25 protein-coding genes are annotated in these 26,733 nt (G+C 36.2%); 10 read left to right on the top strand and 15 right to left on the bottom strand.

What is annotated here, in order from left to right; all coding sequences use genetic code 11:
- The first annotated feature begins 4 nt into the window (after positions 1-4).
- Complete coding sequence (locus I215_RS03945; protein WP_008990662.1) at positions 5-1,402, top strand: alpha/beta hydrolase family protein; 1,398 nt, start codon at positions 5-7, stop codon at positions 1,400-1,402.
- Between the two features lie 62 nt (positions 1,403-1,464).
- On the opposite strand, the gene I215_RS03940 is transcribed toward I215_RS03945, so the two are convergent.
- The 6 genes from I215_RS03940 to xerD form a co-directional block, all read right to left on the bottom strand.
- Positions 1,465-1,971: a gluconokinase gene (locus I215_RS03940; protein WP_008990661.1), complete on the bottom strand. Its 507-nt coding sequence runs from the start codon at positions 1,969-1,971 to the stop codon at positions 1,465-1,467.
- Positions 1,968-2,879, bottom strand: coding sequence for a tRNA (adenosine(37)-N6)-dimethylallyltransferase MiaA (gene miaA, locus I215_RS03935; protein WP_008990660.1), 912 nt, complete (start codon positions 2,877-2,879; stop codon positions 1,968-1,970). Before miaA ends, I215_RS03940 begins: the two co-directional genes overlap by 4 nt.
- Positions 2,869-3,708 (bottom strand): ion transporter, encoded by an 840-nt coding sequence (locus I215_RS03930; protein ID WP_008990659.1) that lies wholly within the window; start codon positions 3,706-3,708, stop codon positions 2,869-2,871. Before I215_RS03930 ends, miaA begins: the two co-directional genes overlap by 11 nt.
- Before the next feature lie 55 nt (positions 3,709-3,763).
- A complete protein-coding gene (locus I215_RS03925; RefSeq protein WP_008990658.1) occupies positions 3,764-5,110 on the bottom strand; it encodes an exonuclease domain-containing protein in 1,347 nt (448 codons plus the stop codon).
- 41 nt (positions 5,111-5,151) lie between these two features.
- Positions 5,152-5,826 (bottom strand): YggS family pyridoxal phosphate-dependent enzyme, encoded by a 675-nt coding sequence (locus tag I215_RS03920; protein ID WP_008990657.1) that lies wholly within the window; start codon positions 5,824-5,826, stop codon positions 5,152-5,154.
- A gap of 97 nt (positions 5,827-5,923) precedes the next feature.
- Positions 5,924-6,826 (bottom strand): site-specific tyrosine recombinase XerD, encoded by a 903-nt coding sequence (xerD, locus tag I215_RS03915; protein ID WP_008990656.1) that lies wholly within the window; start codon positions 6,824-6,826, stop codon positions 5,924-5,926.
- A 185-nt stretch (positions 6,827-7,011) separates the two neighbouring features.
- Between xerD and I215_RS03910 the strand changes: the two genes are divergently transcribed.
- From I215_RS03910 to I215_RS03900, 3 genes are all read left to right on the top strand, one after another.
- Entirely contained in the window at positions 7,012-7,536 is a 525-nt protein-coding gene (locus I215_RS03910) for a hypothetical protein (protein WP_008990655.1), read from the top strand.
- A 109-nt stretch (positions 7,537-7,645) separates the two neighbouring features.
- Positions 7,646-8,074, top strand: a complete 429-nt coding sequence (gene aroQ / locus I215_RS03905) for a type II 3-dehydroquinate dehydratase (RefSeq protein WP_040459807.1) — start codon at positions 7,646-7,648, stop codon at positions 8,072-8,074.
- A gap of 12 nt (positions 8,075-8,086) precedes the next feature.
- Positions 8,087-8,791 carry a Dph6-related ATP pyrophosphatase gene (locus tag I215_RS03900; protein WP_008990653.1) on the top strand — a complete coding sequence of 235 codons (705 nt, stop codon included), beginning with the start codon at positions 8,087-8,089 and terminating at the stop codon, positions 8,789-8,791.
- A gap of 95 nt (positions 8,792-8,886) precedes the next feature.
- Here I215_RS03900 and lpdA read toward each other — a convergent pair whose 3' ends face one another.
- Positions 8,887-10,278 (bottom strand): dihydrolipoyl dehydrogenase, encoded by a 1,392-nt coding sequence (gene lpdA, locus I215_RS03895; RefSeq protein ID WP_008990652.1) that lies wholly within the window; start codon positions 10,276-10,278, stop codon positions 8,887-8,889.
- A gap of 219 nt (positions 10,279-10,497) precedes the next feature.
- Here lpdA and I215_RS03890 point away from each other — a divergent pair, with 219 nt between their 5' ends.
- On the top strand, positions 10,498-12,012 hold the full coding sequence (locus I215_RS03890) for a peptidase associated/transthyretin-like domain-containing protein (protein ID WP_008990651.1): 1,515 nt from the start codon (positions 10,498-10,500) through the stop codon (positions 12,010-12,012).
- A 78-nt stretch (positions 12,013-12,090) separates the two neighbouring features.
- Here the strand turns inward: I215_RS03890 and I215_RS03885 are convergent, their stop codons facing one another.
- On the bottom strand, positions 12,091-12,588 hold the full coding sequence (locus I215_RS03885; RefSeq protein ID WP_008990650.1) for a hypothetical protein: 498 nt from the start codon (positions 12,586-12,588) through the stop codon (positions 12,091-12,093).
- Positions 12,589-12,663: 75 nt separating this feature from the next.
- On the bottom strand, positions 12,664-13,647 hold the full coding sequence (locus I215_RS03880; RefSeq protein WP_008990649.1) for an alpha/beta hydrolase: 984 nt from the start codon (positions 13,645-13,647) through the stop codon (positions 12,664-12,666).
- A 257-nt stretch (positions 13,648-13,904) separates the two neighbouring features.
- On the opposite strand from I215_RS03880, the gene I215_RS03875 reads away from it, so the two are divergent.
- Positions 13,905-14,726: a M48 family metallopeptidase gene (locus tag I215_RS03875; protein WP_008990648.1), complete on the top strand. Its 822-nt coding sequence runs from the start codon at positions 13,905-13,907 to the stop codon at positions 14,724-14,726.
- 81 nt (positions 14,727-14,807) lie between these two features.
- The gene (locus I215_RS03870; RefSeq protein WP_008990647.1) at positions 14,808-16,112 is read left to right on the top strand and encodes an MFS transporter; all 1,305 of its coding nucleotides are present in this window, start codon (positions 14,808-14,810) and stop codon (positions 16,110-16,112) included.
- Positions 16,113-16,115: 3 nt separating this feature from the next.
- On the opposite strand, the gene I215_RS03865 is transcribed toward I215_RS03870, so the two are convergent.
- A complete protein-coding gene (locus I215_RS03865) occupies positions 16,116-16,709 on the bottom strand; it encodes a TetR/AcrR family transcriptional regulator (RefSeq protein ID WP_008990646.1) in 594 nt (197 codons plus the stop codon).
- Between the two features lie 248 nt (positions 16,710-16,957).
- Positions 16,958-19,564 carry an ATP-dependent chaperone ClpB gene (clpB, locus tag I215_RS03860; protein ID WP_008990645.1) on the bottom strand — a complete coding sequence of 869 codons (2,607 nt, stop codon included), beginning with the start codon at positions 19,562-19,564 and terminating at the stop codon, positions 16,958-16,960.
- Between the two features lie 142 nt (positions 19,565-19,706).
- Between clpB and ytxJ the strand changes: the two genes are divergently transcribed.
- On the top strand, positions 19,707-20,102 hold the full coding sequence (ytxJ, locus tag I215_RS03855) for a bacillithiol system redox-active protein YtxJ (protein WP_008990644.1): 396 nt from the start codon (positions 19,707-19,709) through the stop codon (positions 20,100-20,102).
- 26 nt (positions 20,103-20,128) lie between these two features.
- On the opposite strand, the gene fahA is transcribed toward ytxJ, so the two are convergent.
- Positions 20,129-21,421, bottom strand: a complete 1,293-nt coding sequence (gene fahA, locus I215_RS03850; RefSeq protein ID WP_008990643.1) for a fumarylacetoacetase — start codon at positions 21,419-21,421, stop codon at positions 20,129-20,131.
- A 111-nt stretch (positions 21,422-21,532) separates the two neighbouring features.
- Here fahA and glyA point away from each other — a divergent pair, with 111 nt between their 5' ends.
- On the top strand, positions 21,533-22,807 hold the full coding sequence (glyA, locus tag I215_RS03845; RefSeq protein ID WP_008990642.1) for a serine hydroxymethyltransferase: 1,275 nt from the start codon (positions 21,533-21,535) through the stop codon (positions 22,805-22,807).
- A gap of 385 nt (positions 22,808-23,192) precedes the next feature.
- Here the strand turns inward: glyA and I215_RS03840 are convergent, their stop codons facing one another.
- The 3 genes from I215_RS03840 to I215_RS03830 all read right to left on the bottom strand — a co-directional run bounded on the left by I215_RS03840 (position 23,193) and on the right by I215_RS03830 (position 25,647).
- Positions 23,193-24,032 carry an OmpA/MotB family protein gene (locus tag I215_RS03840; RefSeq protein ID WP_008990641.1) on the bottom strand — a complete coding sequence of 280 codons (840 nt, stop codon included), beginning with the start codon at positions 24,030-24,032 and terminating at the stop codon, positions 23,193-23,195.
- A 115-nt stretch (positions 24,033-24,147) separates the two neighbouring features.
- Positions 24,148-25,158 (bottom strand): glycosyltransferase family 2 protein, encoded by a 1,011-nt coding sequence (locus I215_RS03835; protein ID WP_040459832.1) that lies wholly within the window; start codon positions 25,156-25,158, stop codon positions 24,148-24,150.
- A 42-nt stretch (positions 25,159-25,200) separates the two neighbouring features.
- A complete protein-coding gene (locus tag I215_RS03830; RefSeq protein ID WP_008990639.1) occupies positions 25,201-25,647 on the bottom strand; it encodes a type I restriction enzyme HsdR N-terminal domain-containing protein in 447 nt (148 codons plus the stop codon).
- 54 nt (positions 25,648-25,701) lie between these two features.
- On the opposite strand from I215_RS03830, the gene holA reads away from it, so the two are divergent.
- Positions 25,702-26,703: a DNA polymerase III subunit delta gene (holA, locus tag I215_RS03825; RefSeq protein ID WP_008990638.1), complete on the top strand. Its 1,002-nt coding sequence runs from the start codon at positions 25,702-25,704 to the stop codon at positions 26,701-26,703.
- The last annotated feature ends 30 nt before the right edge of the window (positions 26,704-26,733 follow it).

Here is a 26,733-nt window from a genome sequence, read left to right as displayed (position 1 = left end):
CCTAATGAAAAAAACCTTTCTATTATTTTTAACAACTATTTTCTCATTATCCTCCTTTGCTCAAGAAATTGTAGGCCAATGGAATGGTGCTTTGGATATCCAAGGCATCCAATTAAGACTCATTTTTAAAGTTACTAAGTCTGAAAATGGTTATAGTGCTACAATGGACAGTCCTGATCAAGGTGCAAAGGACATCCCTGTTACTCAAACTGTCTATGAGAATCCTAAAATAAAATTTGTAATTGCAAATGCGGGTATTGAATATTCTGGGATCCTAAACCATGGTCAATTTGTGGGTACTTTAAAACAAGCTGGAATGGAATTCCCGTTGAATTTATCAAGAGAATCGATCGTAAAACAAACCATTTTACGCCCCCAGGAACCAAATAAACCTTTCCCCTATATATCAAAAGATGTAAGTTTTAAAAATGGTAATGCTGGTATTACATTATCTGGAACCTTAAGTTTACCAAAGGAAACCGGGAGTTTTCCGGCAGTTGTCTTAATTTCGGGTAGCGGACCACAGAATAGAAATCATGAATTATTTGGACACAAACCATTTTTGATCATTTCAGATTACCTGACTAAAAATGGTATTGCTGTCTTACGATTTGATGATAGGGGTGTTGGACAATCACAGGGTGACTTCAAATCAGCAACTACACATGATTTGGCTAATGATGTGGAAAGTGCGGTATCATACTTGAAAACTCTTAAAGAAATTGATCAGGATAAAATTGGACTTATTGGACACAGCGAAGGTGGAATCATAGCTCCGATGGTAGCCACTAGAACTACGGATGTTAAATTTATTGTTTTACTAGCGGGAACAGGGATTCCAGGCGATGAGTTACTGTTGCTTCAACAAGAGACAATTGCCCGATCTAATGGAGTTTCTGAAGATAAGATACAAAGATCACTGAAGATGAACTCACAGATTTTTAAAATCATTAAGGAGTCCAGTGATGAGCAAACCTTAAAAAGAGATTTATCTAGTTTTATGAAAGAAGTTCTTACCGAGGAGAATACTGACCAAATACCAAATGGAATGTCCAAAGAGCAATTCATATCTACGCAGGTTGAGCAAATCTCAAGTCCTTGGACAAAATATTTCTTAAAACTGGACCCTACAATTGCCTTAGAAAAGGTAAAATGTCCAGTTCTCGCTTTAAATGGAGAAAAAGATTTACAAGTCAGCTCAGGGGTAAATCTAAAAGCTATCAGTGCTTCCGTAAAGAAAGGTGGAAATATGCGGGTTACCACCAGATCATATCCTGATCTAAATCATTTATTTCAACGAAGTGAAACAGGTTTGCCTACCGAGTATGCGTCTATAAGTCAGACGTTTTCTCCCAAAGTCTTAACTGATATAACAAATTGGATTTTAAATCAGACAAACTAAAACAAAATTTATTTTGCTTTAAACGTTTTATTGTGTGTGGCCTGAATTAAAAAGAATCAAAATTAACTTAGTTGCTTAACAATGTTTTTAACAATTTCCTCGGGACTTAGTCTTAAATCTACACGAATTGCATTTTGTGGAGGTTCTAGAGTTTCAAATTGTGATTGTAGTAATGCGGTTGGCATAAAGTGAGATTTGCGTTGAGCTAGCCTTGTTTGTATAGTTTGAAAATCTCCTTCTAAATAAACGATTTTTAACTGATCATGCATATCCTTACGAAGTAGATCACGATAGGATTTTTTTAATGCAGAACAGGCAATAATACAGGATTGTTGATTTTGTATCTGATGATGTCCAAAATCGTGTATGGCTGCTAACCATCCCGCTCTATCATGATCATTTAAAGGGTGACCGGCTTTCATCTTTTCAATATTTTCCTTTGGATGGAAATCATCACCATCATAAAACTCAATTGACAGCTCTTCTGAGAGTAATTTCCCTATTGTTGATTTTCCAGAGCCAGAAACTCCCATGATAATAATGACAACAGCTGTATTGTGGATACTCATATGTTTAAAATTTCGGTTAATTTATTGATGATTTGCCCGTACGGAGTTTGATAATCAAACCAATGGATATCCTGCTCCTTATTGAGCCAAGTAAGTTGACGTTTGGCAAATCTTCTGGTGTTTTTTTTAATTTCGGATACGGCAAACTCGAGGGGTATTTTTCCATCGATATAGTCGAAAAGTTCTTTATACCCTACGGTTTTCAGTGCATTTAAATGTCGATTACCATAAAGAGATTTGGCTTCATCTAAGAGTCCATTATCCATCATAAGGTCGACGCGTTTATTGATTCTTTCGTACATCACTGAGCGCTCTGCATTAAGACCAATTTTTATGGTATTAAAGAATCGCTGCTGCTGATTTTGCTTTAAATAAGATGAGAAAGGTTTACCAGTGCCTATAGAAATCTCCAAGGCACGAATGAGTCGGTGCGGATTTTGAAGATCTAAAGAGGCGTAAGAAACAGGATCAAGTGATTGTAATTGACGCTGCAATTCTTCAATACCTTGTACCTTTAGTCTTTGGTTTAAATCCATTCGAATGGTACTATCTACATCGGGAAAATGGTCTAGTCCTTCAATTACAGCCTTATTGTAGAGTCCACTTCCTCCAGCCATTACAACTACCTGATGAGATGTGAAGAGTTCTTCTAAAGAGTCTATAGCTTGTTTCTCAAAATCACCTACCGAATAGTGATCATAAATACTGATATGCTGAATAAAATGATGTTTTACTTCTTTTAATTCATTAGGACCTGGTACGGCCGTGCCTATATACATTTCTTTAAAGAATTGCCTTGAATCCGAAGAAATGATTTCGGTATTAAAATATTTGGCTATGGCAATAGCCAAGGACGTTTTTCCAATCGCCGTAGGACCGAGAACTGTTATGAGAGTTTTAGGCTTCATTTAATAAATTTCCGCAATTATAACAATACTTAGCATGATCGTTATGGTTATGTGCATTACAGTTTGGACACGCTTGAGTATTGGTATGAATTTTATTTAGTTTGTTTTGTTTGGAAAATTCTGCTGAAACTATTCCTGTTGGAACCGCAATTATTCCGTAACCCATAACCATGACAATTACAGCAATCGTTTGACCTAAAGATGTCAAGGGAACGATATCGCCATAACCCACTGTGGTCATCGTAATTATTGTCCAATAAATACCCTTTGGTATACTGGTGAAACCGGCATCTTTGCCTTCTACTAAATACATTACTGTACCAATAATTACAGATAAAATTACCATTGTAAAGATAAATACTGCAATTTTTGTTCTACTGTCCCAGAGCGCTTCTTTTAATTTTCTAGCCTCTCCGATGAATTTAACCATCTTCAGGATCCTGAAAAGTCTGAGTAAACGAATCGCTCTGATAACAATTAGAACCTGAGACCCTGGAAATATAAAGGATAGATATAGTGGGATAGTGGAGAGGAGGTCTACTATTCCATAAAAACTAAAAACATACCTAAAGGGTTTGTTTATACTTAAAAACCTGGCTATGTATTCAATGCTAAATAAGATTGTAATTATCCATTCTGCTATTATTAAGAAGTCATGATATTGTTGGTCGAAAGACTCTACACTTTCCAGAATTACCAAGAATATACTGACAAGTATTAGGAATATAAGAGAAATATCAAACCATTTTCCTGTAGGAGTATCTGCCTCATATATAATCTCGTGAAGCTTAGCTTTCCAATTTCTAACAACATCCTTATTCTCTTTCATATTTTGCTCGATGTAGGGTTTTTCACTGTGCTCTAAGTATTCAACCAGAAAAAACTCACTGGGTTATCTTTTGAGTTTCAAAATGAAGTGTTTTAAGCTTTGGTTTCTTTCGCACATATCTCTCAATGCAATAACGTGCTGCTTCGACATCCTCCATAGGGGTAATAATAGACTGTAGAATCTCTAGGTTGTTGAGTTGATGATTAAGCTCAAAGAATCCATAACCTTTAAGCTTGCCTTTTATAAATAGAATAACACTTTGTTCATTTACTGTTCTTCCCTTATCAATGATCGCAAAACTACCCTTTGATAAGCTGTACTTATGTACAGCACTTCGAACTCGTTTATTATATGATTTAATTTCTTCTTTATTCTGTGGGGCTTGGGGATTGATTTCTCGAAGTTGAGCATCATTATTGCTCAATTCGAATTCCAACAAAATATCCTGTTGTACTTTTAATGCCTGATTGTAATTCACAAAATTGATGACCCTTTCTCTCTGGCTATCAAATTTATTTACAACAAGGCGTAAGAGCGAATCATCTTGTTGATTTAGATATAAGGCGTGTGTGAATTTTTGTTTTCTCTTTGAGTTATACCGCGGCTTGTTTCGAAGCGATTCTTGAATTTCTTTGAGCTCAGCAATTAAAATATTTCCAGTAAGGTCAAAACTGACCGTTTTAACTTCCTTTTGAATCTTTCGATTTTTAGGAGCGCTATTGATAAAGATCTTATTAACTTTTTTACGAATATTACTGCTTTTAGAAAGATAAATCAGTTCACCATCTGCATTGTACATATAGAAAACTCCAGTGTCACTTGGGAGGCGCCCTACAATTTCAATAAGTCTAGGATTGAGTTGTCCAACTTGTTCTTGTCGTATGTTATTTTGGACTATTTTTTTATTGACGTCCTTTGACAATAATAGTTTAAATAGTTTTACCGTTGCCATGGCGTCACCATTGGCGCGGTGTCTGTCGCTCACTGGAATACCTAGAGCGCGTACTAGTTTACCTAAACTATAAGAGGGTTGCTCAGGTAGTAACTCCTTGGATAACTCAACCGTACAAAGAGATTTACGCTGGTAGTCATAGCCAAGCCTTCTAAATTCGGTCTGCAAAATTCTGTAATCAAACTGTGCATTATGGGCCACCAAAGTACAATTGTCGGTGATTTCTATAATTCTTTTAGCTACTTCATAAAACTTTGGCGCTGAATGAAGCATTTTGTTATTGATTCCTGTTAATTTAACTACAAAGGGTTGAATTTCTTTTTCCGGATTAATTAAACTAATGAACTGATCCTCCACTTTATGGCCGTCAAACCTATAAATTGCAATCTCTGTAATTCCTTCTTCATTGTATTTCCCTCCGGTGGTTTCTATATCGAGTACAGCATACATTGTTTTACATGCGTTTTAAGTGAAATTTTTAAAGCTAGTTTTTAATTATAATTTCTAGATCCGAAAATGTGACTACCAATGCGCACCATAGTACTGCCACATTGGATAGCGATCTTAAAATCGCCGCTCATTCCCATGGACCGTACAGTTAATTCAAGGTTATCAGCTTTGGGGTGCGTGCTTTTTAGGGATTCAAAAATAGAATTTAAATACCTGAATTCTTGTTCTATTTGTTTGGTATCTTGGGTGAATGTAGCCATGCCCATTAGACCAACAACTTTAATGGCTTTAAGCTTTTTAAAGGTATCACTGTTTAAAAGTTCATCCAACTCCTGAGATGTCAGGCCAAACTTAGTTTCTTCATCAGCAATGTGAACTTGTAAAAGGCAGGGGATAACCCGTTCAACCTTTAAGGCTTGTTTATTGATCTCTTTAAGTAATTTAAGACTATCAACACCGTGGATTAAACTGACAAAAGAGGCCATATACTTGACCTTATTTCGTTGTAAGTGGCCAATCATATGCCACTGAATATCCTTTGGTAATTGTTCCCATTTATCCACCATCTCCTGTACCTTATTCTCACCAAATACCCGTTGGCCAGCTTGATATGCTTCCAGGATATCATCATTACTTTTAGTCTTTGAAACGGCTACTAGATTTACATTCTCGGGGAGAGATTCTTTAAGACTAAGCAAACGCTGTTTTATATTCATATTACTGCAAAACTTTCTAGGCTAAAAGTAAGTATTTCTTTCTGGATTCACCTTCAAATGCGTAAAGAACTTCTCAAATTCGGTATCCACTGCGCCTTTAATAATCATTTCTTGGATGATGTTTTGAAATCACATTAGCTAAATCTTTCTGATTTAGATGCATATAAATTTCTGTGGTAGTAATGCTTTGATGTCCGAGCATTTGTTGAATCGCCCGCAGGTCAGCTCCGTTTTGAAGTAGGTGAGTGGCAAAGGAGTGTCTAAAAGTGTGGGGACTAATACTTTTTTTGATACCAGCCTTTTTTGCGGTATTTTTTATAATGGTAAACAGCATTGCTCTGGTTAATTGGGAACCTCTACGATTTAAAAACAAGAAATCTTCATGTCCTTTTTTTATAGAAATATGTGATCTAATCTCATTTACGTAGATAGTTATGTACTTTATTGCAGAAGGAGCAATAGGGACAAAACGTTGCTTATTACCCTTTCCTTGAACACGGATAAACCCTTCTTCAAAATACAATTCGGAAATTTTTAAACTGATCAATTCCGTTGCTCTAAGCCCACAACTATACAAGGTTTCTAACATACATCGGTTTCGTTCACCTTCAGATTTACTTAAATCGATACTTGATATAAGTAAATCTATTTCATACAATGATAGTGTGTTAGGTAGTTTTCTACCTAGCTTTGGAGTTTCTATTAGAACAGTAGGGTCATCTTCTCTATAATCTTCAAATACTAAGTAGCTAAAAAAGCTTTTTAAACCAGATATCAACCTAGCTTGGGATCTTGCGCTAAGGGTTTTGGTAGTTAGATAAATAAAATCATGAAGGGCTTGTGAATCTATTGTCCTAGGTGTGTGTTTAATTTGATATTGATCGAGGTAATTGACCAATTTCCAAATATCTAGACCATAACTTTCAACTGAATTTACAGATAAGCCTCTTTCAATTCTTAGGTAGTATTTATAGTCTGATATGATCTGTTTCCAATGCATATGTAAAACTAAATATTATATTTAGTTTTACCATGATCTCTTATAGTTATTGAATCATGGTAAAGGGAATAAATATCTAAACACTTCAAACAAAGAAGAGTAGGCAGATGAGGATTTCCGTAATTTTTATTGGAACATGTAAGAATAATCTTTAGATTTGATTGTTCAATTAAAATTCAACAATCATGAAAAAACTATTAGTAACAGCAACTTTTATCTTAGGAGCATTGTTAACATCCAATGCACAATCAACAACCTCTAATCCAGCCTTATCTGAAGGAAGTTGGCTGGTTGAAGCTAATACAAATTTCGGAAGAGCACATGCATCCCACACGGGCTTTAGCCTAAATACAAGTGATGATAATACTGTTTGGAATATCGGTTTTGAGGGTGGATACTTTATCATCGACGACCTTGCCCTTAAAGTTGGGCTTGGCTATGGAGATAGTGATAATGCCGATGGACGTTTCTCCTATAAAGCAGGTGCTAAATATTATATCGAGTCTCAATTCCCAGTTCAACTAGATTTAAACGGTAGTAGCGGAGATAACTTCAGTCCATTATTCGTTGGTTTACAAGGAGGATATGCTTGGTTTGTAGCAGACAACATTTCTTTAGAGCCAGGAGTACGATATGATATAGACATCAATGATGATGCTGATAATTTCGGTGGTTTAGGTCTAAATGTTGGTTTCGCGCTTCATTTTTAGAGCATAAGATCCAAGAAAATTACAATTATAGAATTAAAGAGGCTTCGGCCTCTTTTTTAATTGGATAATGTTTAAATTTACAGCATAAGGTCAAATTAAATTTACGCTATTGAAAATTACAATTATAAACGGTCCTAATTTAAATTTATTGGGTAAACGCGAACCAGAGATCTATGGATCTGAGACATTTGAGGATTATCTACAAAGTTTAAAAGCAAAATACCCATCGGTATCTTTTGAATATTTCCAATCTAATGTCGAAGGCGAAATAGTTGACCAACTTCACCAGGCAGGTTTTCAAGGTGATGGAATTATACTAAATGCCGGTGCCTATACACACACCTCAGTAGCCATTGGTGATGCCGTAAAAGGTATAAGCACACCAGTAGTGGAAGTCCATATATCCAACACCTTCTCAAGAGAAGAGATTCGTCATCAATCCTATATTTCTGCAAGCGCCAAAGGGGTTATTCTTGGATTTGGAATGCAGAGTTATGAACTAGCACTTATAAGTTTTTTGCAGGACTTATCAATTTAGATTTTAAGTTTTATGACACATAAAACCTTTTTAAATTGGAGCACCGGTAAGGATAGTGCTTTAGCGCTTTACTTTCTTATGCAAGATCCTAAATACAGCGTTGAAAAACTTCTAACCACTCTCAGCGTAGAAGATAGCAGGGTATCCATGCATGGGATTCGAAAAGAACTACTTTTAAAACAGGTTAGACACATTGGCCTCCCGCTTTCGATTCTTGAGCTAAAGAAAGATATTTCTATGACTAATTATGGTAAAATTTTTAAATCTAGCTTAATTAATCTAAAAGCTCAAGGATATACCCACAGTGCCTTTGGTGATATTTTTTTGGAAGATTTAAAGCAATACAGAGAAACGAAGTTGGAATCTATTGGTCTTAAAGCTCTTTTTCCTCTTTGGAAAATGGATAGTTTTACCCTGATGACTAGGTTTCTAGAATTAGGATTTAAAGCCATTATCGTCTCTGTAAATGCTAAAGTTTTAGACGATAATACCGTTGGTAGAGTGATTGATGAAGACTTCTTAAAGATATTACCTAAGGGAGTTGATCCCTGTGGAGAAAACGGAGAGTTTCACACCTTTGTCTACGATGGTCCTATTTTTAATAAACCTGTCGATTTTAAAATTGGAGAAAAAAAGCTAGTAAACTTTGAAGGCCATGAAGAAAAAGGGGAGAAGGGCTGGGATTCAAAGTTTTGGTATTGTGATCTTCACCCTTAAAAAGTCAAGGTTAACCAAAAAACAATGGGCGAATCCCTAAGGTTCCGCCCATTGTGCTTAATTATTAAGTACTTTTCTTAAAGCTTTTATTTTTATTAGATATGGATCACTTCTCCATAGGCAGCTGCAACAGCTTCCATCACCGCTTCACTCATAGTAGGGTGTGGGTGTACTGCTTTTAACACCTCGTGAGCGGTTGTTTCTAATTTTCTAGCAACTACAGCCTCTGCTATCATGTCGGTTACTCCAGCCCCAATCATATGGCAACCAAGCCACTCTCCATACTTGGCGTCGAATATTACTTTTACAAATCCATCAGAATGACCACTGGCTTTTGCTTTTCCGCTGGCTGAGAATGGGAATTTTCCAACTTTGATATCGTATCCCTTTTCTTTGGCTTGTTTTTCTGTAAGACCAACTGAGGCAATCTCAGGTGAACAGTAGGTACATCCAGGAATATTGCCGTAATCGAGTGCTTCTACATTCTGACCAGCAATTTTTTCTACGCAAAGAATTCCTTCTGCTGAAGCTACGTGTGCTAAAGCTTGCCCTGGAGTTACATCACCAATAGCATAATACCCTGGGATGTTGGTTTGGTAGTAATCATTAACTAATATCTTATCACGATCTGTGGCAATACCAACTTCTTCTAAACCAATGTTTTCAATATTTGTTTTTATTCCAACTGCAGAAAGAACGATGTCTGCTTCTATAACTTCTTCTCCTTTGCTTGTTTTTACAGTTGCTTTAACACCTTTACCACTAGTATCTACCTTAGTAACTTCAGCGGAAGTCTTGATTTTAACTCCCATCTTTTTAAAGCTGCGTTCTAATTGTTTAGATACTTCTTCATCCTCAACTGGAACAATGTTTGGAAGGTACTCTACAACGGTAACTTCAGTTCCCATAGAATTGTAGAAGTAGGCAAATTCGATTCCGATGGCCCCACTACCTACAATAACCATTTTTTTAGGTTGCTCCTTTAAGGTTAGAGCTTCACGATATCCAATTACTTTTTTACCATCTTGTGGAAGGCTAGGTAGCTCTCTAGAACGAGCACCTGTTGCAATAATAATGTGATCAGCACTATATTGAGTAACTTTATCCTGGTCATCTTTAACTTCTATCTGCTTTGCTTTCTTAAGTGTTCCGTACCCTTGGATAACGTCAATTTTATTTTTTTTCATTAAAAATTGAACACCCTTACTCATTCCATCTGCAACTCCTCGGCTACGCTTTACCACAGCGCTAAAATCCGATTCAACTTTATCTACTTTAAATCCGTAATCGTCAGCATGTTTAAGATACTCGAAAACTTGTGCTGATTTCAACAATGCCTTAGTTGGGATACATCCCCAATTCAAACATACGCCTCCAAGATTTTCTTTTTCGACAACTGCGGTTTTAAAGCCTAGTTGAGAAGCGCGTATGGCAGTTACATATCCACCAGGTCCACTTCCTAAAACAATTACGTCATATTTATTCATTTCGTATGATTTTTTAATGAGCTAAAATTTTGCGGATACGAAGTTAAGCAATAAGTTTTTAAAGGGTAAATTTTTTTAGGACTTTGCCGCATCTTGATCTAAAACATTAACAAAAAGTAGTGGCTAGTTATTTGCCTCTTGAGTGTTAAATTCTCCACAAACTGTATTTTAATATATCCTAAAATATATAATTTACCCCAAATTAAATAACCATAACTCATGAATCCTAATACAATATTTTGTTTACTACTGACCTGTCTGTTGACTTCTTCTGTTTTTTCACAATCTATTGAGGCCACTCTAATTGATCAAGATACTAAAGACCCAATTCCTTTTGCCACTGTGAGTCTTAATCAAAAATCTGGAATAATAAGCTCAGAAAATGGAGAGTTTACTTTCCATTTACCTAGTGAGATTTCTGAACAAGATTCAATATATATTCGATCCCTAGGCTATAAAGAAAGGGTTGTTCAAGCATTAAATTTTACCGATAGTGTCATTGAACTTCACCCTGAAGATATCATATTAGGCGAGGTCGTTTTATTGTATAATGAGTATACCGTTGATCAAATTATGGAGAAAGTATTGGATAGTCTTCAGGCAAATTATTTACCCAGGTATTCCAGCCAGCGAATATTTTATAGAGATTCTGATATCAATAAGATGAATCAATTTGATGTAGATGTAAAGCAGAGTACCATTGAGGAGTTTAATCAAGATTTTGCTGATCAAATTATAGATGAGTTCCCAAAAGAATTCCCTTATCACAGAGAATTACTGGCGGATCTTTACCTAAAATGTTCAGCCAATGGGGTAGAGGAGTTAAAACTAAATCCCATTAAAGCTTGCGAATTATATGATAAAGACAATGAGTTCTCAAGTGATAAGCTAGAAGGTAAATTGCAAGACCTTCTGCGTAAACATGTTAAAAGGAATTCGTATTTCAAAATAAAATCTGGACTAATAGGTACAAAAACGGATGAGATTGACTCTAGTTTTTTTAATCAAAAAGTTGATTCCTTAATCACAGCAAAAGATTCAGTTGAAAATCAAAAGAAATCAAAAGAACACTTTAATTCATCACTTCGGGTCGGAATACGTAATTTTCTTAACGATAATTTTTTTAGGGACGACTCCGATTTGGATGTAATCCATAATCAAAGAAAGTATGAGTTTAACCTAGATGGATTAACCTATATTGACAATGAGTTAGTGTACAGAATAACTTTTGAACCAAAAAGAGGAGATTATAGTGGGAAGGTATACGTACATACCGATGATTTTGGTGTTATGCGCATTGATTATCAAAATGTCGAACCTTTAAGAAAGATTAATCTTTTTGGGATTTCTTTTAGGCATGACCTAAAACAAGGAACTTATATGTATTCAAGAGACCAAAATGGCGGCTATAGTTTGAAGTTCCAAGAAGAAAGTAACAGTATAATCTTTGGTATTGACCGTGCTGTAAAAATTATTGAAAAAAATAAACATGTCAAGGGAAGAAGAAAGCAAAACCAAGTTCGGCTAGGGGTAGATTTTAAAATACGGAACAGTCAAAAGAAAACGCTTTTGGTATTTGATGACGTGCCGCTTACCTTTGAGTCCTTTGCTGAAATCGATGGCCAAGGTGATATTGAGCCTGTATACCTACCTCAATACGATCCCATGTTTTGGAAAGGATATAACATCCTAACTCCTAATGAGGCCATCACAGAATTTAAAAGCTTAGAATAGGATTACACTCAGGTGAAGATGCAAAAAATCCCTAGTATATATACTAGGGATTTTTTGAATTATAAAGTTTTAAATCCTTTATTGAAGTTTTTGTATTGTTTTTATATTTGCAGCTTTCATAACGGCGTCAATGTTATCTGTATCTACAGAGTTCATTAGGTCTGCAGGAACAATAACTGCTCTAAATACTTGATTGCTTAGCAAATTAGCACCAAAGGCTGTAAGATCAGAGCCCTCAACTATTATATGTACATCACCACGCGTATAATTGAATCGGTACTGCATTTGGTCACCTGTGTCTTCATTGTAGAAAAATGCCGTAGGAAGTGGCTCCCAAACATCTACTCCGTCATCAACGGCCTCAAGCCTGTAGACAATCATGGCATCACCCTCTATTAACGGTGGATCAAAAGTTGCTATAAATGTATAGTTGTTTCCTGCAGTAAAATTAACGTTTGTATACTCGAATGTTTCACCAACGATTTCTTCCCCTGGAGGGCCCATAGGCCCTTCGGGACCTTCACAAGCAGTAAATATAAAAATACTAGCGATTACTAAAGTGATTATTTTTTTCATGATTGTTGAGTTTTTATAGTTATAAAACAAATGTTATGCCAAAATAGTATTGGCTATGCAGATTAAAGTTACGTTTTAATTCGAATTAGTCTTGAAAAATTGAAGTATTTGTTTAATTACATCAGCGTCTCCTAAAATTTTTCTATGTCCTAGTCCTTGGGTTAAAATAAGTTTAGATTCCTTCAAAATACCATTGAGTTTTTGGGAAGCCTGCATTGGAGAATCAAAATCCTTCTTATCATGAATTAAAAGCACTGGTATATGCACGCTCTCTGCACTAATGCTAGCTGAATAGGAATTGATGTCTGTTTGAAATTTTTTATCAAAGGATTTTTTGAGGTTATGACCAATGGATCGATTGAGCCCTAACTTATCGGTAAAGTCATAAATGATATCTTCAATTCTATCTCCAGAACCAATGAGTGTCATCTTTTTAACATCGAGACCTTCTTTGACACTACTCAGTAGCGCCATACTACCTAAAGAATGTCCAACAGCTACCTCAAATGGTCCGTACTTCGATTCCATTTCAAGGATACATTTTACAAATTCAACCATATTGGTAGTTTTACCACTTGACTTACCATGAGCTGGTCCGTCGAAACTATAGGTGGTATAACCTTGCTCCAACAATGCATCCGCGATTTTAACAAGTTGTGTCCCTCTTCCGCTCCAACCGTGAACTAACAATGCTTTCCTCTGTCCATTCCCATAACGAAAAGTTTGTATTGATTTATGGATTCCAGGGACTTCCAATAATTCCTTTGTCGCCTTTAATTCCATATGTTCTTCCCGCTTTGGTGTTGCGTATTTAATAGGTGTCTGAAACAATTTAGCAGCAAATTTTTCTGCTTGTTTAGGCGATAAGTACTGTATTACTTTAGCAGTAAAAAGAATGGATTTTGGTATTTTAAGATTCTGACGGTAATTTTCGTTAGTATTCTTTGGCATCTTTTTATTTTTTACTTGTAAAGGGAGGTTAATAGAGGAGAGTTTAGCTATATTCCATATAAATCCAACAGCTTTGTCAAAGTAACGCATAATTTTTCCAAAGTCCATATTTAATGTTTTAAAAATTCACACTATTATTCGCTCTAACTTTTTAAGGGTGGTTAAGTGACTCAAAAAGAACAACAAATCCAATAATTTGATCAAATCAAGTTTTGTTACAGTATCCGTGATGCGTCTAAGATGGTTGATTTAACCGTATCTGTAAAAGAAGCAATCGCAATCTTCTGCTAAAGAGATTGTAATTTTTTCCTTAAATTAGTTCTATAAATTATAATATAAACTTATCCTTTTTAAATAAAGCAATCATGAAAAAGTATCTATCCTTAGCAATTTTTATGGTCTTGGTTTTGTCGTGTTCGACCAATCCATTTACCGGTAAAAAAACGATAAATTTCCATTCCAATGCGGAAATATTCCCAACAGCATTCGCAGAGTATGACAAATTCTTAAATTCTCACCAGGTTATCAAAGGAACTAAGGAGGCGAAAACCATTCAAGAGGTCGGTAAGCGACTCACAAGAGCTGCTGAAATTTGGTTTAACGCCAATGGTTATCAAGGATATTTGGATGATTATCAGTGGGAGTATAATCTTGTCGCTGATGAAGCTGTCAATGCTTGGTGTATGCCTGGAGGTAAAATTGTCTTTTATACAGGAATTTTACCCATCTGCCAGAATGAGGCAGGTATCGCCGTTGTGATGGGACATGAAATTGCACATGCTTTAGTTAATCACGGGGCCCAACGGATGAGTGCTAGTGCTTTACAGCAGTATATTGGCTTAGCTGGAAATGTTGCTTTAGGTGTTGGTGGAAGTAGTGCACAAACCATTAATATATTTAACCAGGCTTATGGTATTGGATCACAAGTAGGAGTGATGCTTCCCTTTAGTAGAAGCCATGAAACGGAGGCTGATGCAATTGGCTTACGACTTATGGCCATTGCCGGTTACGATCCAACAGAAGCGGCTAGATTATGGGAACGTATGAGTGCTAATTCAGGAGGATCTCAACCTTCTGAAATATTGAGTACTCACCCTTCTAATGAGAGTAGAATTGCAAACTTAAGAGCTTTAGCCCCAGCAGCTAAAAGTGAAGCAGCTAAATATGGGGTTACTTCATTTGAATAATATTTTAATTTAATGATACTTTTTCCAATCAAGCAAGCAGGAGGTGAATCCGCGCCTCTTGCTTTGTTATTTTAAAACTCTATGAAACCATTAGAAAAAGGAAGTAAAAAACTACTCAATGCATGGGCTTTTTACGATTGGGCAAATTCTGTTTATAGCCTAACGATCGCCTCTGCCATATTTCCATTGTTTTACGGTGCGCTATTTAGGGCCGAAGGCATCGAAAAAATACAGATCTTTGGAGGAGAAATTGCTAGAGGACCCCTAATTACCTATGTAACATCCTTTGCTTTTTTAATCGTTTCATTTTTAACACCTTTACTCTCTGGAGTTGCTGATTATGTCGGTAATAAGAAGGGTTTTTTGAAATTCTTCTGCTATTTAGGATCAGCAGCAAGTATAGGTTTGTATTGGTTCAGTTTAGATGCAATTTATGTAAGTCTTGGGATTTATCTCTTAGGTCTTATCGGGTTTTGGGGCAGTTTGGTTTTTTATAATTCCTATCTGCCAGATGTAGCTTTTGTTGAGCAACAAGACCGTATTAGTGCCAAAGGGTATTCATTAGGGTATATAGGCAGTGTGATTCTTTTGGTTCTTAATCTTATAATGATAATGAAGTTCGAATGGTTCGGATTTGAAAGCGCCACCGCTCCGACAAAATTCTCCTTTGTACTTGTAGGTTTATGGTGGGCGGGATTTAGTCAGTATTCCTTTTATTATCTTCCCAAGGGTAATGGAAATCAAGGAAAGGTTACAAGAAGCATACTTTTGAGCGGTTTTAAGGAACTTAAAAAGGTATGGGGTGCACTAGGTACAAATAAAACTTTAAAACGTTATTTAGCAGCCTTCTTCGTTTATAGTATGGGAGTACAAACGGTGATGTTAGTGGCTTCCTATTTTGCAGAAGAAGAATTGGCATGGGAGAGTGATAGTCAACGTACAACAGGCCTAATTATAAGCATCTTACTTATTCAACTTTTAGCAGTCCTTGGAGCAATACTCACCTCTAGGGCCTCAGCTAAGTTTGGAAATATTAAAACATTAATTGGTATTAACCTTATCTGGGTAATGGTTTGTATGGTGGCGTATTTTGTGGTCACCCCTAATCAATTTTACATCACCGCCTCAGTTGTTGGTCTTGTAATGGGAGGCATACAAGCACTATCCAGGTCTACATATTCTAAATTTTTACCTCCAACAAAGGATACGGCTTCATATTTTAGTTTTTACGATGTCGCTGAAAAAATAGGAATTGTCATTGGGATGTTCCTTTATGCCTTTATTGCTCAACTAACAGGAAGTATGCGTACCTCTATTGTTTTAATTGCTTTGATCTTTTTCTTGGGTATGTTTTTACTACTAAGAGTACCAAGAAAAAGGATATAGAGCCTATTTAAACCTTTGATTAATGGTGTCTATGATAACATTGAGACAATCAGTAGTATACTCTTTCTTTCCAGTGGTCTGACTCATGAAAATAGCCCCTTGAATTAAACTAAAGAATCGTTTTCCATATACAGGGCCTGGTATCGTTTTTCGAATTTCACCAATTTGTTTTCCGTATTCTATTTGCTCGGCGATAAGTCCTTCAATTGTAGCGATGGTTTCTTGAGCATGATGAAGTAGGGCAGGATGGGTATTTTTTGCATCCACAGCTGTATTGATTATAGGACATCCTCCAAAATCATTGGTAAACTCGTAATAATTTTTATAAAATTCCACTAGATTTAGCAGTCGCTCCAAAGGTGTATTGCCTTTATCCATGTACTGCCTGATACGACTTAATACCATCGTGGTATTGTGCTTAAAGGCTTTTATCGCAATCTCATCTTTACTTTTAAAATTACCATAAATGGCTCCTTTGGTTAAGCCAGCAGCCTTTGTGATATCATTGAGACTAGTGGCAGCATAACCTTTTTTATTAAAGATAGGGGCTACGGTTCGAATAATATACTGTGTGGTTTTCTCCGCTTTGGTTATCATTTTAGAAATGTTGAGTCCAAATATAAATAAAATACTGTAAGGTATGATTTGTATCTAATAAGAAAAAATGCCTTAATATAAGAACACCCGTAACGTACTGTTACGGGTGCCTTAACTAACCAACCAACTTAAAACTAAATAATCCTTACGAACTACCTAACTTTATCTTTATATTTCTTGTATTATGTCCTTAACTATCAACTGTTTAATAAGTCGACAAATTTAAAGTTACTTACACTAGTGTTGTGTTAATTTTCTATTAAATCTGTCTGGTTCCTAAAAACAAGTTCGCCATCAAATTCATCAAGCAAAATAATGCTTTCTGCGTTGACCTTTCCACTTAGGATTTCCTTAGAAAGCTTATTGAGTACTTCCTTCTGTATTACCCGTTTTACAGGCCTAGCACCGTATTGCGGATCAAATCCTACTCTTGATAGATGCTCTATAGCCTCTTGGGTTGCATCTAAAGTTATATTTTGTTTGGCAACCATCCTGGCAACTCCTTTAAATTGTAATTCTACAATTTCTTTGATATCTACCTTACTTAGCGGTGTAAACATTACAATATCATCAATACGATTTATAAATTCTGGCCTTACACTTTGTTTGAGTATTCCAAGAACTTCTACTCTTGCTGATTCTGTTGCACTAGCAATATCATTTGAGTTTTCAAATTTTTCTTGTATAATTTGACTCCCTATATTACTTGTCATGATGATAATAGTGTTTTTAAAGTCGGCCAAACGTCCTTTTGAGTCGGTGAGCCTTCCTTCATCAAGCACCTGTAATAGAATATTAAAAGTATCAGGGTGTGCCTTCTCAATTTCATCTAAAAGCACCACTGAGTATGGTTTTCTTCGAACTGCCTCAGTGAGCTGACCTCCTTCATCATAACCGACATACCCTGGAGGCGCCCCGATTAATCGACTTACTGCATGACGCTCTTGGTATTCACTCATGTCAATGCGTGTAAGTGCTGATTCATCGTCAAAAAGGTATTCTGCCAGCGCTTTAGCCAACTCAGTTTTCCCCACTCCTGTGGTTCCTAAAAATAGGAAGGATCCAATAGGCCGATTCGCATCCTGTAACCCTGAGCGACTTCTTCTAATGGCATCAGATACTGATTCTATGGCCTCATGTTGTCCAACCACCCTTCTGTGTAATTGTTCCTCTAGATTCAATAGCTTTTCACGTTCGCTTTGAAGCATTTTTGTCACCGGAATTCCAGTCCATTTCGCAACAACTTCAGCGATATCTTCATTAGTAACCTCTTCCTTAATAAGGTTTGTTCCTGAAGATTGCTCTTGAGCTAGTTGATCCTGGAGCTTATCTAATCGTTCCTGGGCCTGTTGGGTTTTACCATAACGGATTTCAGCAACCTTACCGTAATCACCATCTCTTTCTGCTCTCTCAGCCTCTAATTTTAGGTTTTCTAACTCCTCCTTAGTTGTTTGAATAGCATCAACAACATCCTTTTCACTTCTCCATTTCGCGTACACTTCTTTTCGGTCATCCTTTAAATTCGCGAGCTCTGAATTAAGGGATTTAAGTTTTTGCTCATCATCCTCCCTTTTTATGGCCTCAATTTCAATTTCTAATTGCATGATTTTCCGATCTAAGACATCTAACTCTTCAGGTTTAGAATTGATTTCCATTCTAAGCTTTGAGGCCGCCTCATCCATTAGGTCAATAGCCTTATCTGGTAAAAACCTATTGGTTATATAACGCTCAGACAGCTCGACAGCTGCAATAATTGCTTCGTCCTTGATACGAACCTTATGATGTGTTTCATACTTCTCTTTAATCCCTCTTAAAATGGAAATAGCACTTTCTGTATCTGGTTCATCTACAATAACCTTTTGGAATCGACGCTCAAGTGCCTTGTCTTGTTCGAAATACTTTTGGTACTCGTCCAAGGTAGTAGCTCCTATGGCTCTTAGCTCTCCACGAGCAAGTGCTGGCTTTAAAATATTAGCCGCGTCCATAGCGCCCTGACCACCACCTGCGCCAACAAGTGTGTGGATTTCATCAATAAACAGTACAATATCACCATCTGAAGTGGTAACTTCTTTAATAACTGACTTTAGACGCTCCTCAAATTCTCCTTTATATTTTGCTCCAGCAATCAAAGCACCCATATCAAGAGAGAATATTTGCTTATCCTGCAGGTTTTCAGGAACATCACCTTGGATTATTCGATGCGCTAGTCCTTCTGCTATTGCTGTCTTACCTACCCCAGGTTCACCAACGAGCATCGGGTTGTTTTTTGTTCTACGCGATAGTATTTGCAATACACGTCTAATTTCCTCATCACGACCAATGACAGGATCTAATTTTCCATCATTTGCTAATTGATTTAGGTTGTTAGCGTATTTATTTAAAGCATTGTAGGTTTCTTCAGCACTTGCAGATGTGACACGTTCTCCTTTTCGGAGTTCGTTTATACTAGCTTGTAAATCTTTTTCAGTAACACCTTGATCCTTTAAGATTTGCGCAATTTTACTTTTAGATTTAAAAATAGCGAGAATCAAGTGTTCCACTGAAACAAATTCATCCTGCATCTTTTTAGCAATATTACCCGCTTGAGTTAGGGTAGTGGCTGCATCCCTTGATAGTTGAAGATCACCCCCCTCAACCTTGGGATAACTTTGAAGTGTACTCTCGAGAATTTGTTTCAACAAACTCACATTGACATCTAGCTTTTTAAGCAGAAACGGAAGTACATTTTCATCCACATCAAATAGTGCTTTAAAAATATGCTCATTTTCTATAATCTGGTGGCCATAACTTTGTGCAATTTGTTGCGATTGCTGTATGGTTTCTTGAGATTTTATCGTAAAGTTGTTTAAGTTCATTTTTTTGTATAATTTGTTTTCAAACAGAGTAAAGCAAAACATGTACCGAAGCAAATACATGACACATTGTCTTGTTTTTGCTTTTAAATTAATGACATAGCGTCACTAAATTGTAGTGTCCTAATTAAATACTTTTAAAGTTATGGCTTTTTTTAATTCTATCTTTGGTTCCAAGGATTCAATTCCAAAAGAAAATTTCCCATGGGTATCTTTGAATCAGACTGAACAAGTAAATCAACTCACACAGGAATCAAAAACGCGCTATGTTCTTATATTTAAGCACAGTACACGATGTGGAATCAGTCGGTTTAGTCTACAGAATTTCGAATCTGACTTCACGCCAGATCCATCAAAAGTATCCTTGTACTTTTTGGATATCCTAAATCATAGAGCAATCTCAAATGAGATCGCTTCGCGCTTTGATGTCGTTCATCAGAGCCCACAAGTATTGTTGATTAAAGATTCTAATGTCATATACACGGAATCTCATGGGCACATTAGCACTCAAGAAATACAAAATCTAATTCAGGAACATTAAATACCTGAATTAGATCTTAATATGTATTACTTTCTTTTTTTAGAGTTAAAAGTGGGGAGTAACTTATTGGAAACCTCTCCAAAGCCAATTCGAACGTCTTTATTCTTACAATAGCCTCTTAGAGTTATAGTATCGCCATCTTCTATAAATTTTCGCTTAGATCCATCGCTTAATTCTATTGGGTTTTCTCCTTTCCAAGTCAGTTCAAGCATAGAACCATAAGAATCCTTAGTGGTTCCTGATATGGTACCACTTCCCATCATATCTCCGCTATTGACCTTACATCCATTAACGGTATGGTGGGCTAATTGTTGAGACATATTCCAATAGAGGTACTTAAAGTTGCTTTTGGATATTGTTTGTGGTGGATTGTTTTCAGAAGTGAGATCTACCTCTAAATGAATATCAAAACTTTTCTTGCCACTATATTGCAAATATTCAAGTGGCGTAGGTTCTTGTTTTGGACTCTCTACTCTAAAGGGCTCTAAAGCATCCAAAGTAACAATCCATGGAGAAATAGAAGATGCAAAGTTTTTGGCTAAAAACGGGCCTAAAGGGACGTATTCCCATTTTTGAATATCCCTTGCGCTCCAATCATTAAACAATACCATTCCGAAAATATAATCTTCCGCCTCATCCACTGGAATAGGCTCACCTAACTGATTGGCATCGGTGGTGATAAACGCCATCTCCAGTTCAAAATCAACCAATTTTGAAGGACCAAATACTGGTGTTTCTGAGTCTTGAGGTAAGGTTTGACCCATCGGTCGATGAATCGGAATTCCACTTGGAACAATCGTTGAGCTTCTACCGTGATATCCAACTGGAACATGTAACCAATTCGGAAGTAGCGCATTATTAGGATCTCTAAACATACTCCCGACATTTGTCGCGTGCTCTTTACTACTATAAAAATCAGTGTAATCTCCAATTTGAACTGGGAGTTGCATTTCTATTTCATCAAGATCAAACAAAACAATCTTTCTGTGCTCAGCGTTGTTTTGCAACTCTTGGTTATTTTTATCAAAGAGGCTGGCAATACAATTGCGAACCAGTCTCCATGTTTTTTTTCCGTCGGAAATAAAATCATTCAGAGTATCCTGCAAAAATATATCATCTGTTAGAGGAATGTCTCTGAAATATCCTAATTGATGAAGTGCCCCTAGATCAATAGCAGTGTTCCCAATCCGTGTACCAATGGTAATTACATCATCTCTGGTTAAGAAAACACCAAAGGGAATGTTCTGAATTGGGAAATCAGAATCTGCTGGAACAGTTATCCAGGACTTTCTATTAGGATCGTTAGCTGTTTGAGACATAACAAAATTATTAGATATGAGTTGTTAATTAGGATTTAAAGGTATTAATTTATATTAATTTACCGAATGTATTTTATATTTTTGAACTTTCTTTAACGATAACAACTCAAAATGAAAAGAGACGATCAAATTTTTGAACTTATTGAAGCTGAAAAGCAGCGCCAATTGGAGGGGATAGAACTTATTGCATCCGAAAACTTTGTTAGTGAACAAGTCATGGAAGCAGCAGGATCAGTACTGACAAACAAGTATGCCGAAGGCTATCCTGGAAAACGATACTACGGAGGTTGTGAAGTAGTTGATGTTGTAGAGAGTATTGCCATTGATAGAGCTAAAGAATTATTCGGAGCTACCTATGCCAATGTACAACCACATAGTGGTTCCCAGGCTAACACTGCTGTGTTCGCTGCTTGCTTAAAGCCAGGTGACAAAATTTTAGGGTTTGACCTCTCCCACGGTGGACACCTTACGCATGGTTCAACAGTAAACTTCTCCGGTAAATTATATAATCCTGTATTTTATGGAGTAGAGAAGGAGACAGGCCGATTGAATTACGACCATATATTAGAGGTGGCCAAAAAAGAGCAACCAAAATTAATTATCGCTGGTGCTTCTGCATATTCTAGAGATATTGATTTTAAAAAATTCAGAGAAATTGCAGACCAAGTAGGGGCTATTTTATTTGCCGACATTTCTCATCCTGCAGGATTGATCGCAAAAGGTGTGTTGAGCGATCCGATTCCTCATTGTCATATCGTAACCACAACTACACATAAAACTCTAAGAGGGCCAAGAGGTGGTTTGATATTAATGGGTAAAGATTTCGAAAACCCATTTGGTATTAAACTTAAAAATGGAAATCTACGAATGATGTCATCTTTATTGGATAGCGCAGTTTTTCCAGGCAATCAAGGTGGTCCATTAGAGCATATTATAGCAGCCAAAGCTATTGCTTTTGGCGAGGCACTTTCGGAGGATTTCCTACATTATATTGTTCGAGTGAAAAAGAATGCTGCAGCAATGGCTAAAGCTTTCGTAGAAAAAGGGTATAACATTATCTCTGACGGCACTGACAATCATATGATGTTGATAGATCTAAGAAATAAAGATATTTCTGGGAAAGATGCAGAAGAAGCATTAGGGAAGGCAAATATTACCGTGAATAAGAACATGGTTCCTTTTGATGATAAGAGTCCATTTGTGACTAGTGGTATTCGAATTGGAGTTTCTGCAGTAACTACTCGTGGGCTTAATGAAGAAGAAGTGGTGATCATCGTTGAATTAATTGACCATGTATTGTCTAATAGATCGGATGAAGCTGTCCTAGAGGCAATCAAGGAAGAGGTTCATGAACTTATGGCGCACAGACCTTTATTTAAAGCTTAAGAAAGTAATACGTATCATATTTTTTTTAAACCTCTGGGGAGAAATCTTTAGAGGTTTTTTTTTACTTCCTTAAAATGATTTATTTCTAGCAAATATTTTTATAAACTAATTGTGGCAGAAAAGAAGTTCGCGCTTTAGTCCATTTCCAAAGGATCTAACCTTCTTTTGGACTTATCCGCTTACTCTTAAAAAACAATGAAAATTTTACAGGCTTCTCCCAAGAGGAAGTGAAGAAACTGACCTTATTAAGGTTCTGTTACAATGACATTCCGATCAAAAGGAATTATGTATGCCTTGGATAGTGAGTAAAAAAAATATGGTTGTCTAATAAAATAGACAACCATATTAAATATATATTACTCTAATTTAAGGTGATAAAACCCAATTAGTTAATTTCAGGATCTTTCATTCCTTCTTCGATCATACTGTAGAACTGATCCAATTTAGGAAGAATAACGATTCTTGTTCTTCTGTTTTTAGCTCTTCCATCTTTAGTATCATTAGAAGCAACTGGGATATATTGACTTCTACCCGCAGCAGTCATTCTAGAAGGAGATACTCCGAAATCATTTTGAAGAATTCTAACAACTGAAGTTGCTCTTAGAACACTCAAGTCCCAGTTATCACTCATTCTAGCTGTATGAATTGGCACAGTATCAGTGTGACCTTCAACCATAAATTCAAAGTCAGGTTTATTTTTCACAACAGTTGCAACTTTACCTAACACTTCTTTTGCTCTTGCAGATACCGTAGTACTACCACTAGAGAATAACAATTTGTCAGAGATGTTTACGTAAACCACTCCTTTTTCAACGCTAATGTTGATATCCTCATCATCAAGGTTACCCAAAACTCCTTTCAAGCTTTGTACTAGAGCAAGGTTAACAGAATCTCTACGAGTTACAGCATCCTGTAATTTGCGAATTGTTAAGTCTTTCTCTCTTAGGCTTTCTAATGATTTTTCTAAGTTATCGGCACCTTTAGCTGTTAGTGTAGTAAGGTTACCCATATTGTTTATTAAATCTTGGTTGTTTCTTCTAAGAACATCCAACTGAGATTTGTAACTATCTTTCTCTTCCAAACATGTATTAAGCTTTACAGTTGCAGAGTTTAATAGGTCTTCGGTTTGCTTCTGCTTCGTTTGTAATTCCGCGTACTTCTTAGAAGACACACAGGAAGAAAGAAAAATTGCAGCGGCTGCCCCAAATAATAAAATTTGTTTCATGATTATGATTTTACTTAATTAACGTTTTAACAATTTTACACAAAAATAGATAAAAAGCGCATGTTTGTTCTTCGTTTTTAGTTAATTTTCTCTTAAATCAGTAATAACACCGCTTTTATGCGGAATGTTTTCTTGCGTATTGACTGAAATGTCGTTTTCCCTTGACAAAATAACCTAAAACAATAGAATTGCCTTCATAATACTTTATATCTTTTTCAATAAAACCTCTCTTTTTGAATGTTTTATTAAAATTATAGTAATAACTAAAGTGCGCCTTTATTATTGCCCATAAATGTAAGAATTTAAATTGAAAAAGAAAGCGTATTCCAGCGATTCCATCTAAAAATAATCGTGCAATAATTATAGGCAATACTTTGCGTTTGGGTAGGTTTTTGGTAATAGAATAGAGGGAGTTTCTAAAGTTTAAAAATGTCTTTTTCGGATTCATATTAGCCAGCGTTGCACCGCCCACATGGAACACATGTGATTCTGCCGTATAATACACTTTAAACCCATGATTATGGGCCCTCCAACACAAATCGATTTCTTCTTGGTGAGCGAAGTAGTCTTCGTCAAAACCTCCTAGGCTGTGAAAAACGTCGTTTCGCAAGAACATACATGCCCCTGTTGCCCAGAATATTTCGCTATTATCATTGTACTGCCCTTTATCTTCTTCTAGGGTTTGAAATACCCGACCTCTACAAAAGGGATAACCCAACCTATCTAAATATCCACCCGCTGCACCAGCATATTCAAAGTAAGATTTACTTTTATAATCCATAATCTTTGGTTGAGCAATAGCTATGTTTGGATTCTTTTCAAAAAGCTCAACAATGGGATCGATCCAATTAGGTGTAACCTCCACATCGGAATTTAAAAGACAAAATATAGGCTCCTTTACATGGACAAGAGCATCGTTGTACCCTTTAGCAAACCCTCCGTTGGTCGCATTTTTAATGATAGTAATCTCGGGATAGTGGGTCTTTAAAAATTCCACCGATTCATCACTAGAGGCATTATCTGCCACGTATATGGTGGCCTTATTGGAATGTTTTACCACAGAGGGTAAAAATTTCTCTAATAAATCCTTTCCATTCCAATTAAGAATAACAACTGCTACTTCCATTGGTAACATTTAATTACAACATATTTTAAACATGCCTGCAAATTAAAGCATATATGGTGGGATATCCTTTAGAAAGATATACTTTTCTTTTTCGTAATCCATTTTACAGTAATAGTGTTGCAGACCATTGGTTACCATTAATAAATTTCCTCTTAATGCGCTATTATAACGTGCAATTTGATCGAAGGTTGCTTGGGAGATGGGAATTGTGGGTGCTTTACACTCAACGATTAACTCAATGCTTCCGTCAGAATTATAAACAATAACATCGTAGCGTTTTTTTAAACCATTCACAGTGAGTACCTTTTCAACATTAATCAAAGAGATCGGATAATTCTTTTGGTGTATTAAGTATTTAACCACATGCTGACGCACCCATTCTTCTGGTTGAAGAAGGATAAACTTTTTCCTGATCTGATCAAAAATATGGATTTTATTTTTGCTATTTTTGAATCGAAACTCATATGTTGGAAATGATAATTGCTGCATAGTGGCAAATATCAGATTAATTCATGGATTATTTAAATTTAGGCTTAGAATAAAATGGATGAAGTTGCCAAAATAGTGAAGCAAATTAAGGCTGGGGAAATAAAACCTATTTATTTTCTAATGGGTGAGGAGTCCTACTATATCGACAAAATAGCCGAATTCATGGAACAGTCAATTTTAAGTGAACAGGAGAAGGGGTTTAACCAAATGGTAATGTATGGAAAGGATGTAAACATGGAAGCTATTACCTCAAGTGCAAAACGCTATCCTATGATGGCAGAGCGACAGGTAATCATTGTCAAAGAAGCCCAACATCTTTCTAGAACGATTGATCAAATTGAGTCTTATGCACTGAATCCACAGCCTTCCACTGTGCTTATTTTCTGTTATAAATATAAAAAATTAGACAAACGCAAGAAAGCCTATAAAGCGATCGCTAAAAATGGGTATATTTTTGAGAGTAAAAAACTTTATGAAAACCAGGTAGGAGAGTGGATTCGAAGAATTCTAAGTGGTAAGAGTTATCAAATCGCCCCTAAAGCCACTCAAATGCTCGTAGAGTTTCTAGGAAATGACCTCAGTAGAATTAGTAAAGAATTAGAAAAGCTACAAATCATTGTGCCAAAAGGTACTGAGATCACACCTAGCCATATAGAAGAAAATATAGGGATTAGTAAAGAGTTCAATAATTTTGAACTACGCAAAGCCATAGGCGAGCGGGATGTGGTTAAAGCAGCAAGAATCATTCAGTATTTTTCTCAAAACCCAAAGGACAATCCTTTTGTAGTTACCGTATCTTTGCTGTATAGCTTTTTCTCACAACTATTGCAGTATCACGGATTAAAAGATCAATCAAAATCTGCAGTAGCTTCAGCCCTTAGAATAAATCCGTATTTTGTTTCCGAATACCAAACGGCGGCAAGAAACTTTCCCATGAAACGGTGTAGTCAAGTGGTTTCAAAATTGCGCCAACTCGATATGAAAGGTAAAGGGGTAGGAGCAACCAATATGTCTCAAGAAGACCTACTTAAAGAATTACAACTTGCCCTTTTTTAAAACCTATTATTTTAGCTTTTCACAAGTGGT

Source organism: Galbibacter marinus, assembly GCF_000300875.1.
GTDB lineage: Bacteria > Bacteroidota > Bacteroidia > Flavobacteriales > Flavobacteriaceae > Galbibacter > Galbibacter marinus.
The sequence above is the reverse complement of the archived record's forward strand: the minus strand, read 5'-3'. Positions and strand labels throughout refer to the sequence as shown.